12 protein-coding genes are annotated in these 14,360 nt (G+C 64.4%); 1 reads left to right on the forward strand and 11 read right to left on the reverse strand.

The annotated features are described in order from the left end of the window. Positions 1-130: 130 nt before the first annotated feature. The 3 genes from eda to N4T19_RS04825 all read right to left on the reverse strand — a co-directional run bounded on the left by eda (position 131) and on the right by N4T19_RS04825 (position 3,257). Positions 131-772 (reverse strand): bifunctional 4-hydroxy-2-oxoglutarate aldolase/2-dehydro-3-deoxy-phosphogluconate aldolase, encoded by a 642-nt coding sequence (eda, locus tag N4T19_RS04815; RefSeq protein WP_182341486.1) that lies wholly within the window; start codon positions 770-772, stop codon positions 131-133. Beyond that, a complete protein-coding gene (gene edd / locus N4T19_RS04820) occupies positions 757-2,604 on the reverse strand; it encodes a phosphogluconate dehydratase (protein ID WP_182345695.1) in 1,848 nt (615 codons plus the stop codon). The genes eda and edd overlap by 16 nt, the downstream gene beginning before the upstream one ends. A 113-nt stretch (positions 2,605-2,717) precedes the next feature. Further along, complete coding sequence (locus N4T19_RS04825; protein ID WP_232539347.1) at positions 2,718-3,257, reverse strand: gluconokinase; 540 nt, start codon at positions 3,255-3,257, stop codon at positions 2,718-2,720. A gap of 180 nt (positions 3,258-3,437) precedes the next feature. Here N4T19_RS04825 and gntR point away from each other — a divergent pair, with 180 nt between their 5' ends. Continuing rightward, positions 3,438-4,517: an HTH-type transcriptional regulator GntR gene (gene gntR / locus N4T19_RS04830; RefSeq protein ID WP_409935156.1), complete on the forward strand. Its 1,080-nt coding sequence runs from the start codon at positions 3,438-3,440 to the stop codon at positions 4,515-4,517. Between the two features lie 18 nt (positions 4,518-4,535). On the opposite strand, the gene N4T19_RS04835 is transcribed toward gntR, so the two are convergent. From N4T19_RS04835 to scpA, 8 genes are all read right to left on the reverse strand, one after another. Beyond that, positions 4,536-5,306: a YdcF family protein gene (locus N4T19_RS04835; RefSeq protein ID WP_260719595.1), complete on the reverse strand. Its 771-nt coding sequence runs from the start codon at positions 5,304-5,306 to the stop codon at positions 4,536-4,538. Between the two features lie 83 nt (positions 5,307-5,389). Further along, the gene (gene accC, locus N4T19_RS04840; protein ID WP_260719596.1) at positions 5,390-7,438 is read right to left on the reverse strand and encodes an acetyl-CoA carboxylase biotin carboxylase subunit; all 2,049 of its coding nucleotides are present in this window, start codon (positions 7,436-7,438) and stop codon (positions 5,390-5,392) included. A gap of 50 nt (positions 7,439-7,488) precedes the next feature. Beyond that, positions 7,489-8,667: a hypothetical protein gene (locus tag N4T19_RS04845; protein ID WP_260719597.1), complete on the reverse strand. Its 1,179-nt coding sequence runs from the start codon at positions 8,665-8,667 to the stop codon at positions 7,489-7,491. 42 nt (positions 8,668-8,709) lie between these two features. Then, positions 8,710-10,242, reverse strand: a complete 1,533-nt coding sequence (locus N4T19_RS04850; protein ID WP_021026063.1) for an acyl-CoA carboxylase subunit beta — start codon at positions 10,240-10,242, stop codon at positions 8,710-8,712. Between the two features lie 60 nt (positions 10,243-10,302). Further along, positions 10,303-11,340, reverse strand: a complete 1,038-nt coding sequence (gene meaB / locus N4T19_RS04855; protein WP_116925733.1) for a methylmalonyl Co-A mutase-associated GTPase MeaB — start codon at positions 11,338-11,340, stop codon at positions 10,303-10,305. Between the two features lie 91 nt (positions 11,341-11,431). Beyond that, positions 11,432-11,884 carry a GNAT family N-acetyltransferase gene (locus N4T19_RS04860; protein ID WP_116925734.1) on the reverse strand — a complete coding sequence of 151 codons (453 nt, stop codon included), beginning with the start codon at positions 11,882-11,884 and terminating at the stop codon, positions 11,432-11,434. Then, complete coding sequence (locus tag N4T19_RS04865) at positions 11,881-12,105, reverse strand: hypothetical protein (protein WP_116925735.1); 225 nt, start codon at positions 12,103-12,105, stop codon at positions 11,881-11,883. Before N4T19_RS04865 ends, N4T19_RS04860 begins: the two co-directional genes overlap by 4 nt. 6 nt (positions 12,106-12,111) lie before the next feature. After that, a complete protein-coding gene (scpA, locus tag N4T19_RS04870; RefSeq protein ID WP_260719598.1) occupies positions 12,112-14,286 on the reverse strand; it encodes a methylmalonyl-CoA mutase in 2,175 nt (724 codons plus the stop codon). Between the last annotated feature and the right edge of the window lie 74 nt (positions 14,287-14,360).

Consider the following 14,360-nt stretch of genomic DNA (forward strand, 5'->3'; position numbering starts at 1 on the left):
CTAGCGCCCGGGTGCAGCGCAGCGGCATGGCCTATGGATCAATGTTCATCCCGCTTGTGGGGATGGGGTATGGAACGCAGCCACTTGGCGGCTTGGATGGCCGCCCGGAATTGCTCTGATGGCTGTGGTATCAGGCCTTGCGTGGCAAGGCGGCAGCCTCACGGGCCAGCAAGGTGATGTGCTCCCAGTCACCGCGCTCCAAGGTGTCGGTGGGCACCAGCCAGGATCCGCCCACGCAGACGACATTCTTCAGCGCCAGAAACTCCGCCGCATTCGCCGTCGTGATACCCCCGGTGGGGCAAAAGCGCACTTCGGCAAAGGGGCCTTGCCAGGCCTTGAGCATGTTGATGCCGCCCGCCTGCAGCGCGGGGAAGAACTTCAGCTCATTGAAGCCGTCTTGCTGGGCCTGCATGATTTCGCTGCTGGTGGCCACGCCGGGCAGCAGCGCCAGGCGCGCGTCGCGGCAGGCGTCACCCACACTCGTGGTGTAGCCGGGGCTGACCGCAAAGCGGGCCCCCGCCGCAGCTGCAGCACGCGCATCGGCAGCATTGCGCACGGTGCCCGCGCCCACAATCGCCTCAGGCACAGACTTGGCAATCGCCTCGATCGCGGCCAGGCCTTGTGGCGTGCGCAAGGTCACCTCGAGCACCCGGATGCCGCCAGCAACCAGGGCCTTGGCCATGGACACAGCGTGGTTGACGTCGCGCAGCACGATCACCGGGATCACCGGTGCGTCTTGCATGATCGATAAAGCGGTCAGTTGCTCAGCCATGTGCAGGCTCCTTCTTCTGCGCTCAGCGCATTGCGCCGGAATCCGGCAAACAGTTCTCGGCCCAGTCCGCGGCCATTGGCGCGCAGCTGCTCGGCCGGTATCGTGGCCAGTGGGCGTGCCTCCCAGATGGCGGCATCCACTTCGGCCTGCATGATACCGGTTTCAGCATCCAGCAGCACCATATCGCCGCTCTCAATTTTGGCCAAGGGGCCGCCTGCCAGTGCTTCAGGTGACACATGGATGGCAGCGGGCACCTTGCCCGAGGCACCGCTCATGCGGCCGTCGGTCACCAGCGCCACCTGGTAGCCCTTGCCTTGCAGCACGGCCAAGGGCGGCGTGAGCTTGTGCAGCTCGGGCATGCCGTTGGCCTGCGGGCCCTGCCAGCGCACCACGCAGACGACGCCGTTGTGCCCATTGGTCTGGCAGGCCTGCTCCAGCGCGCCCGATTTGAAGGCCTCCTGCAGCGCATCCTGCGAGTCAAACACCCAGGCCGGCGCGCGCAGCACATGGCGGTCGAGCGGCACGGCGCTGACCTTGATCACGCTGCGGCCCAGGTTGCCGGTCAGCAGCTTGAGGCCACCGGTAGCACTGAAAGGGGCGCTCACCGGGCGCAGCACGCTGTCGTCACCGGATTCGGTGGCCGCCTGCCAGACCAGTTGGCCCGCTTCGACGCGCGGGACAGTCGCGTAAGCCGCCAGGCCCTCGGGGCGCACCGTGAGCACGTCGCCGTGCATCAGGCCGGCCGCCAGCAACTGGCCAATCACATAGCCCGGGCCGCCCGCTGCCTGGAACTGGTTCACGTCTGCCGCCCCATTGGGGTAGACGCGTGCCAGCAAGGGCACGACCGAGGACAGCTGCTCAAAATCATTCCAGTCGATGACGATGCCGGCAGCACGCGCCACCGCCACCCAGTGGATCAAATGGTTGGTCGAGCCGCCCGTTGCCAGCAGTGCCACCATGGCATTGACAATGCAGCGCTCGTCAACCACGCGGCCAATGGGCGCAAAGCGCTTGCCAGCGGTGATGCCCAGCACGGTACGCATGGCCTCGCGGGTGAGCAGCTCACGCGCGCCATCACCCGGGTTGATAAAGGCATTGCCCGGCACATGCAGGCCCATCGCTTCGAGCAGCATCTGGTTGCTGTTGGCGGTGCCGTAGAAGGTGCAGGTGCCCGCGTCATGGTAGGCGGCCATCTCGGCTTCGAGCAGCTTCTCGCGTCCCACCAGGCCTTGCGCGGCCAGCTCGCGCACCTTGGCCTTGTCGTTGTTGGACAGGCCCGAGGTCATGGGCCCTGCAGGCACAAACACCATCGGCAGATGGCCAAAATGCAGCGCGCCAATCAAGAGGCCCGGCACGATCTTGTCGCAGACGCCCAGCATCAGCGCCGCATCAAAGGTGTCATGGGTCAGCGCCACGGCGGTGCCCATCGCAATCGCATCGCGGCTGAACAGGCTCAGTTCCATGCCCGGCATGCCCTGGGTCACGCCATCGCACATGGCGGGCACACCACCTGCCACCTGCGCGGTGGCGCCATGCTTGCGCGCCTCGTCCTTCAGGATATCGGGGTAGCGCTGCAGCGGCGCATGGGCCGAGAGCACATCGTTGTAGGCCGTGACAATGCCCACGTTCGGGCCCTTGACCTCGACAATGCGCAGCTTGTCGTTGACCGGTACACCGGCCACGGCATGCGCGACATTGGCGCAGCCCATCGAGCGCATCTGCGGCGGGCGCTGGGCCATGGCGTCAACCTGGGCCAGATAGTCGCTGCGCGTGGCAGCGCTCTTGGCACGGATGCGGTCAGTGACAGCTTGAAGAACCGGGTGGATCTGCATCATGGGGAATCCTTTGCATCACAGGGGCACGCAGACAAGGCTGCCCCCTTTATTTATGTAATTTTTATAGCACAGCAGCCGCATACAGCGCTGGCACTAGGCTTTGTAGGCTCTTAAGGCTGCTGAGCATCCAGCCACTGCTGCACTTGACGGGCAATGCGGTCCAGCGGGGTATCGGCATCCACGGTCAGCACCTGCGCCTCATCGCGCGGGTCTTCCAAGGTGGCAAACTGGTTGGCCACCAGCTCGGGCGAGAAAAAATGCCCCGCGCGCTGCTGCACCCGCGCCAAGGCTGTGTCGTAGCTGAGATCCAGAAACACAAAGCCGAGCCGGCTTTGGGAGGCACGCAGGAGCTCACGGTACTGGCGCTTGAGCGCCGAGCAGGTCAGCACCACCCCTTGGCCATCGTCCGCCTCAGCCAGCAACTGCGCCAGGCGCTGCAGCCAACCGGCGCGGTCGGCATCGGTCAGCGCAATGCCCGCCTGCATCTTGGCCACGCTTTCAGCGGCATGGTAGCTGTCGCCTTCAACCAGGTGCCAACCCAGGTGCAGCGCAATGGCTTCACCGGCGCTGGATTTGCCACACCCCGACACCCCCATCACCACCAGAGCTACGGGACGCCGATGCGGAGATTCAACAGAGGACTTGGTCATTGGGTTAGCGCTATCCAATACAGGTAAAAAAACAAGCACTGCCTTTGGACCACGTCGTTTGCGCAAACCGTTTCAAACCATCGGTCTTGATCTTGCGACGTCTGCGGGCATTGCCTTCCTTCCCCATTTAATGTGGGATAGCGCTATCATACTGGATATTGCTTGCTAAGCCGACCGGAGATGCGCTTGCCCCTGCCCCCTTCCCCGCTTTTGCCCGCGCCGACTGCCGAGCCCAACAGCCGCCGCTCGCGTGCCAGCGGGCGTGTCACCTTGCAGGATGTGGCCGATGCCGCAGGCGTCAGCCCCATGACGGTATCCCGCGCGCTGCGCGGTGAGCGCCGGGTGGCGCCAGCACTGGCCGACAAGGTGCGCGAGACGGCGATGCGCCTGGGCTACGTGCCCGACCCGGCCGCGCGCGCGCTGGCCTCGCAAAAAAGCAACCAGGTGCTGGTCATCGTGCCGCTGCTGACCAACACCTTGTTTGTCGATCTGATCGAAGCGGCCCACAAGGTGCTGTTTGCCGCCGGCTACCACCTGCTCATTGGCGTGTCGCACTACAGCGCGGCCGAAGAAGAGCAGCTGCTGCGCGCCTACCTGCCGATGCGGCCAGCGGGCCTGATGCTGACCGGTTATGAGCGCAGCGCCGGCAGCGCCCAGCTGCTGGCCGCCAGTGCCACGGCCTGCGTGCATTTGATGGAGCTCCCCCCTGCCAGCGCTACCACTGCGCTGCACAGCGTGGGGTTTTCGCAGGTCGATGCCGGGGCGGCGATGACGGAACACCTGCTGGCCCAGGGCTACCGCCGCGTCGCCTTTTGCGGCGCCCAGCTCGATGCCCGCGTCATGCAGCGCCTGCACGGCTACCGCCAGGCCTTGCAGCGGGCGGGCCTGGCAGAGCCGGGCCTGGAGATTCTGAGCCCCGAGCGCTCATCGCTGGCCCTGGGCGCGCAGTTGCTCGATCAGGTGCTCCAGCTCGGTGGTGGCGTGGATGCGGTATTTTTCTGCAACGATGACCTGGCCCAGGGCGCACTGCTGGCCGCCAACCGCCTGGGGCTGGCCGTGCCAACGCAAATCGCCATTGCCGGCTTCAACGACCTGCCAGGCAGCGCGCAAATGGTGCCGCCGCTCACCACCATCCACACGCCCCGCAGCGCCATCGGTGCCCAGGCGGCCACGATGCTGCTGCAGCTGGTGCAAGGCCAGCCGGTGGCGCAGAACCGGCTGGATCTGGGCTACCACCTGGTGCGGCGCGCCAGCACCTGACCGGGGCGTTCAAACCCGCTACCACTCGCCCAAGGCCCAGCTGCTGGCGACAGCAAAATACTCGCGCAGCCAGACGTTGAAACGGGTCAGCAGCGGTGTGGGGGCTGCCACGCCAATGGGCTGCCCAAAGCCCTGGCTGCGGGCGATATGCAGCGCACGCCAGAGGTGAAAATCACTGCTGACAATGGCAATGGGCTGGGCCAGGTCCACACCGCGCTGCTGCAGCATGGGTCCGGTCCATTCCAGGTTCAGCACGGTGCTGGTGCTGCGCTCTTCCACCACCATCGTGGCAGGATCGAGCCCATGGACTTGCGCCAGGTAACGCGCCATGATGGCGCCCTCGCTGTCGTCCTGCCCAAAGTCCACCCCACCGCTGACCGCCAGCACCGCCTGCGGCTGCAATTTGGCAAGCTGCGCAGCGGTATCGAGCCGCATGGCCAGCGCCGGGCGCGGCTTGCCGTCCTGCGTGCCGCTGCCCAGCACCACAATGGCGGCCACCGGTGGCGTTGTCGCTGGCGTCTGCCCCAGCCCCGCAATCCCATGCCAGAGCCAGCCCACGCTGACCACCCACAAGGCCAAGCCCCACCAGGCCGCATGCCACAGCGCGCGGCGCCAGGGCGCAGCAGCACGCCAGGCGCGCACCGCCGACCAGCGCCAGGCCACATAGCCACCCGCCAGGCCCAGCCCCACAGGCACCAGCACCCCCAGGTGCAAGTGCCCAGCCGCCAAGGGCACGATGCCCAGTCCCAGCAGCACCAGGGCGGCCGCCACCAATAAACCTCGTTGCATTCCCATTCCTCTAGTCGCACCCAAGCCATCACAAAAAAACCCGCTGCGGGGCAGCGGGTCTGCGTCGTGGCCAAGCACTCAGATCATTCAAATTCCAGAATGATATCGTCCACCGCAAGCGAATTACCCTTCGCGGCGCTCACCTTGCTCACCACACCGTCTTGCGTGGCAAACAGGATGTTTTCCATCTTCATCGCTTCGATGACCGCCAGCTTCTCGCCCGCCTGCACTTTCTGACCGGGCTGCACCGCCACATCGACCAGCAGGCCGGGCATCGGCGAAAGCAGGAACTTGGACAGATCCGGTGGTGCCTTGTAGGGCATCAGCTGGTAGAGCTCGGCGCCGCGCTGCGACAGCACCAGGATGTCACGCTGCGTGCCATTGTGGATCACCCGCAACGCCAGCGGGTTCTTGGCCGTGCCGCGCTCGATCTGTGCGGTGAAGGGCTGGCCGTTGCAAGTGCCGTGGGTGACGACATCGCGCAGCACCGCTTCACTGCTGAACTGGTAGGTCTTGTCGCCAATGCTGACCTTGCAGACGCGGGCCTCGTCGTCAAAATCGGTCACCTCTGCCGAGACAAAGCTGTGCTCGCCTTCGGCACCCAGCACCACCGCCGTATAGCTGTGGCCCACGCGCACCTGGTGGCCCAGCATCTGGCCGCTGATGGTGGAGGCCCGCGCGCGGTAGCGGCGGTTGCGGAACATCGCCAGCGCCACCAGAAAATCGGTGTCCTCGTGCGGCACATCTTCGGCATGGAAGCCCTGGCCATAGTGCTCGGCAATAAAGCCGGTGTTGAACTGGCCCGAGACAAATTGGGGATGGGCCAGCAGCGCCGCCTGGAAAGGAATGTTCGAGCTGATGCCCCGGATCGCAAAGCCGTTGAGCGCCTCGCGCATCTTGGCAATCGCCTCGTTGCGGTCCTTGCCATGCACGATCAGCTTGGCAATCATCGAGTCATAGTACATGGGGATCTCGCCGCCCTCGTACACGCCGGTGTCCACACGCACGCCTTGCAAATGGGCGGTGTCGGCCTGCCACATGGTCTGCTTGGGCGGCTCAAAGCGCACCAGACGGCCGGTCGATGGCAGGAAGTTGCGGAACGGGTCTTCGGCATTGATGCGGCATTCGATCGCCCAGCCATCGCGCTTGACATCGGCCTGGCTGAATGAGAGCTGCTCGCCCGCGGCCACACGGATCATCTGCTCGACCAGATCGAGGCCGGTGATGCACTCGGTCACCGGGTGCTCGACCTGCAGGCGGGTGTTCATTTCCAGAAAGTAGAAGTCCTGGTCCTTGCCGACGACAAACTCCACCGTGCCGGCGCTCTGGTAATTGACGGCCTTGGCGAGGGCCACGGCCTGCTCGCCCATCGCCTTGCGGGTGGCATCGTTGATGAAGGGCGATGGCGCCTCTTCGATCACCTTCTGGTGGCGGCGCTGGATCGAGCATTCGCGCTCGTTGAGGTAGACCACATTGCCGTGGCTGTCCCCCAGAATCTGGATCTCGATATGGCGCGGCTCCTGCACGAACTTTTCGATAAAGATCCGGTCATCGCCAAAGCTGTTGCGCGCCTCGTTCTGGCAGGCGGTAAAGCCCTCCAGCGCCTCCTTGTCGTTGTAGGCCACGCGCAGGCCCTTGCCGCCGCCGCCCGCCGATGCCTTGATCATCACCGGGTAGCCAATGCCCTGCGCAATGCCAACGGCTTTTTCCGCGTTCTCGATGGCATCGTTGTAGCCGGGGATGGTGTTGACCTTGGCCTCGTTCGCGAGCTTCTTGGAGGCGATCTTGTCGCCCATCGCAGCAATCGAATGCGCCTTGGGGCCGATAAAGGCAATGCCTTCGTCCTCGCAGCGCTTGGCAAAGGCTTCGTTCTCGGACAAGAAGCCGTAGCCCGGATGGATGGCCTGCGCGCCGGTCTTGCGCGCTGCATCGATGATGCGGTCGGCCAGCAGGTAGGACTCGCGGCTGGGGGCCGCACCGATATGCACGGCCTCATCGGCCAGCTTCACATGGCGCGCTTCCTTGTCCGCATCGGAGTAGACCGCAACGGTCTGGATGCCCATGGTTCGGGCCGTAGCGATCACGCGGCATGCAATCTCGCCGCGATTGGCAATCAGGATTTTGCTGAACATGGTTGTCGTCTCTTGGTTGAATCTCTCGGTTGGCCACCATGCTGCCGTGTTTACGGCAGCGCCTTGTCATGCGCCCATTGCCCGCCGGGCATGAGCAAATAGTCTTCGCAATCGATCTCGCTGCAGCGCACACTGCCGAGCAATTGCAGCATCACCTGGTCCTGGGTGCGCACATCGGTCGAGCGCCCCTGCACTTTCACCGCCAGCAGGCGGCTGTCCTTGCCCCAGCGGGCGATCTCATGGCCTTCGACCACGGCTGCCGTGCTGTCCCAGCCTTCGCGGTGGGCGGTGCGCACCGTTGCCAGCCGGCGCGAGAGGATGCGCTCGGGCCGCACGCCCACCAGCACCACCTGTCCGCGCAAGCCCGCCAGGTTTTTGTCCAAGGTCGGCAGGTCCACCACACGCCGGGCCTGGTACTGGCGCACCATCGCCTGCAGACGCTGGGCATTGGCGCTGTACTCGCGGCGCTGCTCGGGCTGGCCGGCATTGTGCTGCTGCTGGGCCGCTGCATTGTTGCTGTACTGCTGAAACAGCAGCTCGCGCCCCTGCAGCGAGGCCGTGGCCCGCACCACCGGCGCGGGCAAATGGCCATCGGCGTCTGCCGCCAGCTCAAAGCCCTGGTAGAGCATCAGCCGCACCAGGCTCTGCGCCGCAGCAGGGCAGGCACGCTGCCAATGCTGCAAGGCCGCCTGCAGCCATTGCCGCGCCACCTGCTCGGAGCCCAGCGGTGAATGGATATCGACCAGCACATGCAGCGCCATCGGCGCGCAGGCATCGGCTGGCGTGTTGCCGTCCAATGCCGCCTGCACCCACAGGCGCCCGCCCTTGCCTTCGCTGTCGGCCAAAGGGCCCAGATCGAGCAGCACCTGGCTGTCGGCCAAGGGCCTGGCAGCGCGCACGGCCGGTCGGCTGAGGAAAATGCCCCGGTCAAAGCGGCCCTGCCAGACAATCGGCGACGCGCCCGTATCGCTGCGCGGCAGCCACTGTGCCCGGCCCTCACCCTGGGCCAGGCCATTTTCACAGCCGCCCTGGTACGAGAACACATACTGCCAGGACTGGGCCAGTGGCGCGCCGCTGCGGGCCACGCAGCTGCTGCCCGGCGCTGCCGGCATGCCCGGCTGGGTTTGCGCGCCCGCAGCCACACCCGCGCCGAGCACGGCTGCGCACAGCAGGCGCTGCGCCAGCACACGCTGCGCCAGCAGGTGCTGCACCCGCCGTCTTGCGATCATGCGAAGTGGGACAAAAGTGGAGCGCATCCAGGCCTGCAGTGCTTAGAGCGGAATATTGCCGTGCTTGCGCCAGGGGTTCTCAAGCTGCTTGTTCTTGAGCATCTCCAGGCTGCGGCAGATGCGCTTGCGCGTCTCGTGCGGCAGGATCACATCGTCGATAAAGCCCCGCGCGCCAGCGACAAAGGGGTTGGCAAAACGGGTCTTGTATTCGGCCTCGCGCTTGGAGAGCTTATCCGGGTCGTTCTTGTCTTCGCGGAAGATGATCTCGACGGCGCCCTTGGCGCCCATCACCGCGATTTCCGCCTGCGGCCAGGCCAGGTTCACATCGCCGCGCAGGTGCTTGGAAGCCATCACGTCATAGGCACCGCCATAGGCCTTGCGCGTGATGACGGTGATTTTGGGCACCGTGCACTCCGCGTACGCGTAGAGCAGCTTGGCGCCGTGCTTGATGATGCCGCCGTACTCCTGGCTGGTGCCGGGCATAAAGCCGGGCACATCGACAAAGGTGACCACGGGGATGTTGAAAGCATCGCAAAAGCGCACAAAGCGCGCGGCCTTGATGGAGCTCTTGATATCCAGGCAACCGGCCAGCACCAGTGGCTGGTTGGCCACGATACCGACGGTCTGGCCGGCCATGCGCGCAAAGCCGATCAGGATGTTCTTCGCGTACTCGGGCTGCAGCTCAAAGAAATCGCCGTCATCCACGGTCTTGATGATCAGCTCCTTCATGTCATAGGGCTTGTTCGGGTTCTCGGGCACCAGGGTGTCGAGCGACATATCGGCGCGGCTGACCGGGTCGGTGGTGGCACGCACCGGCGCCTTTTCGCGGTTGTTGAGCGGCAGGTAGTTGTAGAGGCGGCGCAGCATCATCAGCGCCTCGACATCGTTGTCAAAGGCCATGTCGGCCACACCGCTCTTGCTGGTGTGGGTGACGGCGCCGCCCAGCTCTTCTGCGGTGACCTGCTCATGGGTCACCGTTTTGACCACTTCGGGGCCGGTGACGAACATGTAGCTCGAATCCTTGACCATGAAGATGAAGTCGGTCATCGCCGGCGAGTAGACCGCGCCACCGGCGCAAGGGCCCATGATCATCGAGATCTGCGGCACCACGCCCGAGGCCAGCACATTCTTCTGGAACACATCGGCGTAGCCGCCCAGCGACGCCACGCCTTCCTGGATCCGGGCGCCGCCCGAATCGTTGAGGCCGATGACCGGCGCGCCCACCTTCATCGCCTGGTCCATCACCTTGCAGATCTTCTCGGCATGGGTCTCGGACAGCGCGCCACCGAACACGGTGAAATCCTGGCTGAAGACAAAGACCAGGCGGCCATTGATCATGCCGTAGCCGGTGACCACGCCGTCGCCCGGGATCTTGGTCTCTTCCATGCCAAAGTCGGTGCAGCGGTGCTCGACAAACATGTCCCACTCTTCGAAGGTGCCGTCGTCAAGCAGCAGCTCGATGCGCTCACGCGCCGTGAGCTTGCCCTTTTTGTGCTGCGCATCGATGCGCTTTTGCCCGCCGCCCAGGCGGGCGAGTTCACGCTTTTTCTCCAGTTGTTCCAAGATATCTTGCATGTTCCATCCTTGAAGCTTGCTAGGTTGTCTCTCTGTCTTGATCGGGGCTTGCTGCCCGGCTCAATCCGCTTTGTGAATCATCGCTGCACTGCTTTGCGCCTGCAGCAGGTTTCTGGCCGCTGTCGACGCCGCCAACTGGCCTGACGCCACTTGCTGCTGCACAGCAGGCAGCATATCGCGCACGGTAGGGTGGCTGCGAAACGCCAGCTTGAGCCCATGGTCAATGCGCTCCCACATCCAGGCGAGCGACTGCTTCTCGCGCCGCTGTGCCAGGCAGCCATTGCGGGTCTGCATCTGGCGGTAGCTGCTGACCGCGTCCCAGAACGCCTCAACGCCATCGCCCAGCAGCGCGCTGATCTGTATCACCCGGGGCTGCCAGAGCGCGCCGCGCGCCGCATGGTCATGGCCGCCATGCATGCCCAGCAGGCGCAGGCTGGAGGTGATCTGTGCCTGCGCACGGGTGGCGGCATTCGGGTCGATGTCGGCCTTGTTGATGACCACCAGGTCGGCGAGCTCCATCACGCCTTTTTTGATGGCCTGCAGGTCATCGCCGGCATTGGGCAGCTGCAGCACGCAGAACATGTCGGTCATGCCATGCACCGCTATCTCGCTTTGGCCGACACCGACGGTCTCGACCATCACCACGTCGTAGCCCGCTGCCTCGCAGACCAGCACCGCCTCGCGCGTTTTCTCGGCCACGCCGCCCAGCGTGCCGCTCGACGGGCTGGGCCGGATATAAGCTTCGCTGCGCATCGACAGCTGCTCCATGCGCGTCTTGTCGCCCAGGATGGAGCCGCCTGACACCGTCGACGACGGGTCAATCGCCAGCACGGCCACGCGCAAGCCCTTGCCGATCAAATACAGCCCCAGGGTTTCAATAAAGGTCGATTTGCCCACGCCGGGCACACCGCTGATGCCCAGGCGAAAAGACTTGCCAGTATGCGGCAACAGCGCCGTCAGCAGTGCATCGCCCAGCGCGCGGTGGTCGGCGCGGGTCGACTCCAGCAAGGTGATGGCCTTGGCCATCGCGCGCCGCTGCAGCGCCGGGTTGCTCCGTTGCGTAATGGCGGCAACGCGCTCGGCAACATCGGTATTCATGCCGCCGCCCTGTCAAAACACTGCCGCAGCGCCCCTGCCACAGGGGCGCCTGCCGCCATCATTTGTATCGCCAACACCATATCCACTACCTCTATGCCGGGGTCCACTGGTACAACAGGTCAATCGGATCGCCGCCCGTGTGCACAAAGCCATGGCGCTCGTAAAACCGGATCGCGTCGCTGTGGTTCAACACCTCCAGCCACACCGCCCGGCCCTCCTGCCGCGCTTGGGCTTGCACCTGCTGCATGGCCCAGTCGCCAATGCGGCGGTTATGCCAGGCCGGCAGCAGATAGAGGTGCTGCAATTTCAGCCGGCCATCTTCATGGGGCACTACCGTCAGCAGCCCGGCGTGCTGCGGGCCTGCGCCCTCGTCCACACAGATATGCCGCATGTACTGCGGCGCAAACTGGCCTTGAAACCGCTTGCGCGCATGGTCCAAGTTAAAGATGCCCAGCCGCTCCAGGCTCGGGCGCATCGCGGCCACGCGCAGCGCAAACAGCGCTTCAAAATCACTTTCGGCAACCGGGGCGAAGGAGAGATTCATGCTTTCTCCAAGCCTTTCTTCGTCTTTTGGTGTAGCCAGTAGCCACCATAACCCAGTGCAACCCACACGCCCAGCCCGACGACAACCTGGCCCCAAGCAGGCAAAGTGAGCACCCGGTACAACATGTATAGATACAGAATGCCAAGGGCAGGCTCGATGAACATCATGACAAGAGCCTTCACATAGTCTTGCCAGAAAGGCGCTTGGTTGCCCTTGCCCATACCGATTTAGACAGCAACCGCTTTCTTGATCTGCTCGAGCACATCCTTGGCGCTGGCCGGGATCGGGGTGCCCGGGCCGTACACGCCTTTGACGCCTGCGTTGTAGAGGTAGTCGTAATCCTGCGCCGGGATCACGCCGCCCACAAACACAATGATGTCGTCCGCGCCCTGCTTCTTGAGCTCTTCGATGATCGCGGGCACGAGGGTCTTGTGGCCGGCGGCAAGGGTCGAGACACCGACGGCATGCACATCGTTCTCAATCGCCTGACGGGCGCATTCCTCGGGCGTCTGAAAGAGTGGGCCCATGTCCACGTCATAGCCCAGGTCGGCAAAGGCGGTCGCCACCACCTTGGCGCCCCGGTCATGCCCGTCCTGGCCGAGCTTGGCAATCATCACGCGCGGGCGGCGGCCCTGGGCTTCGGCAAAGGCTGCGATCTCGTCCTTGAGCTTGTCCCAACCTTCGGCCGAGTCATAGGCGGCGGCGTAGACACCGGTCACCTTTTGCGTATCGGCGCGGTGGCGGCCAAAGGACTTCTCCAGCGCGTCAGAGACTTCACCGACGGTGGCACGCAGCCGCACCGCCTGGATGGCCAGGTCCAGCAGGTTGCCCTCGCCCGACTCGGCAGCGGCGCTGAGCGCCTGCAGGGCCTTGCCCACGGCAGCGGCATCGCGCGTAGCCTTGATCTGGTTCAGGCGCGCAATCTGGCTGTCGCGCACCTTGACGTTGTCCACCTCAAGGATGTCAACCGGGTCTTCCTTGGCCAGCTTGTACTTGTTGACCCCGACAATCACTTCCTTGCCCGAGTCGATGCGGGCCTGCTTCTCGGCCGCCGCCGCCTCGATCTTGAGCTTGGCCCAGCCGCTGTCCACCGCCTGGGTCATGCCGCCCATCGCGTCGACCTCTTCGATGATCTTCCAGGCCGCGTCCGCCATGTCCTGGGTCAGCTTTTCCATCATGTAGCTGCCGGCCCAGGGGTCGATCACATGGGTGATGTGGGTCTCTTCCTGGATGATGAGCTGGGTGTTGCGCGCAATGCGGGCACTGAACTCGGTGGGCAGTGCGATCGCTTCGTCAAGCGCATTGGTGTGCAGCGATTGCGTGCCACCAAACACGGCGGCCATCGCCTCGATGGTGGTGCGCACCACATTGTTGTAGGGGTCCTGCTCGGTCAGGCTCCAGCCGCTGGTCTGGCTGTGGGTGCGCAGCATCAGGCTCTTGGGGTTCTTGGCTTCAAAGCCGGTCATGATGCGGCACCACAGCAGGCGGGCGGCGCGCATCTTGGCGATTTCCAGGTAGAAGTTCATACCTACCGCCCAGAAAAAGGACAGGCGCCCGGCAAACGCATCCACATCCATGCCCTTGGCGATGGCGGTTTTCACATATTCCTTGCCGTCGGCCAGGGTGAAGGCCAGCTCCAGCGCCTGGTTGGCGCCGGCTTCCTGCATGTGGTAGCCGCTGATCGAGATCGAGTTGAACTTGGGCATGTTCTGGCTCGTGTACTCGATGATGTCGCCGATGATGCGCATGCTCGGCTTGGGCGGGTAGATGTAGGTGTTGCGCACCATGAACTCTTTGAGAATGTCGTTCTGGATCGTGCCCGAGAGCTGGTCCTGCGCCACGCCCTGCTCTTCGGCAGCTACCACATAGCCGGCCAGCACCGGCAGCACCGCGCCATTCATCGTCATCGAGACCGAGACCTTGTCCAACGGAATGCTGTTGAAGAGGATCTTCATGTCTTCGACCGAGTCGATCGCCACCCCGGCCTTGCCGACGTCGCCGGTCACGCGCGGGTGGTCACTGTCATAGCCCCGGTGCGTGGCCAGGTCAAATGCGACCGACACACCTTGGCCGCCCGCGGCCAGCGCCTTGCGGTAGAAGGCATTGGATTCTTCGGCGGTCGAAAAGCCGGCGTACTGGCGAATGGTCCAGGGCCGCACTGCGTACATCGTGGCCTGCGGGCCGCGCAGGTACGGCGCAAAACCCGGCAAGGTATCAGCAAAAGGCAGGTCGGCGGTATCGGCAGCAGTGTAGAGCGGCTTGACCGTGATTCCATCGGGCGTCAGCCAATCGAGGCTGCCGACATCGCCACCGGGGGCGGATTTGCTGGCGGCCTTGTCCCAGGCGGCGCGGTCGGCCTTGGGAAACTCGGATGCAGTGTTGTGCTTCGCGGAATCAGTCATGTCTCAAGCTCGGGATACGTTATAGACAGTGCATATTGGCCTACCCACGGCCGCCAGGCAAGTGTACATTATTC

This window comes from Comamonas squillarum (assembly GCF_025309455.1).
In the GTDB taxonomy this organism is placed as follows: domain Bacteria; phylum Pseudomonadota; class Gammaproteobacteria; order Burkholderiales; family Burkholderiaceae_C; genus Comamonas; species Comamonas squillarum.

Bases quoted from the DNA above. Each gene is read 5' to 3' on its own strand.
- eda (WP_182341486.1), bottom strand. From the start codon at position 772: ATGGCTGAGCAACTGACCGCTTTATCGATCATGCAAGACGCACCGGTG.
- edd (WP_182345695.1), bottom strand. From the start codon at position 2,604: ATGCAGATCCACCCGGTTCTTCAAGCTGTCACTGACCGCATCCGTGCC.
- N4T19_RS04825 (WP_232539347.1), bottom strand. From the start codon at position 3,257: ATGACCAAGTCCTCTGTTGAATCTCCGCATCGGCGTCCCGTAGCTCTG.
- gntR (WP_409935156.1), top strand. From the start codon at position 3,438: ATGCGCTTGCCCCTGCCCCCTTCCCCGCTTTTGCCCGCGCCGACTGCC.
- N4T19_RS04835 (WP_260719595.1), bottom strand. From the start codon at position 5,306: ATGCAACGAGGTTTATTGGTGGCGGCCGCCCTGGTGCTGCTGGGACTG.
- accC (WP_260719596.1), bottom strand. From the start codon at position 7,438: ATGTTCAGCAAAATCCTGATTGCCAATCGCGGCGAGATTGCATGCCGC.
- N4T19_RS04845 (WP_260719597.1), bottom strand. From the start codon at position 8,667: ATGATCGCAAGACGGCGGGTGCAGCACCTGCTGGCGCAGCGTGTGCTG.
- N4T19_RS04850 (WP_021026063.1), bottom strand. From the start codon at position 10,242: ATGCAAGATATCTTGGAACAACTGGAGAAAAAGCGTGAACTCGCCCGC.
- meaB (WP_116925733.1), bottom strand. From the start codon at position 11,340: ATGAATACCGATGTTGCCGAGCGCGTTGCCGCCATTACGCAACGGAGC.
- N4T19_RS04860 (WP_116925734.1), bottom strand. From the start codon at position 11,884: ATGAATCTCTCCTTCGCCCCGGTTGCCGAAAGTGATTTTGAAGCGCTG.
- N4T19_RS04865 (WP_116925735.1), bottom strand. From the start codon at position 12,105: ATGGGCAAGGGCAACCAAGCGCCTTTCTGGCAAGACTATGTGAAGGCT.
- scpA (WP_260719598.1), bottom strand. From the start codon at position 14,286: ATGACTGATTCCGCGAAGCACAACACTGCATCCGAGTTTCCCAAGGCC.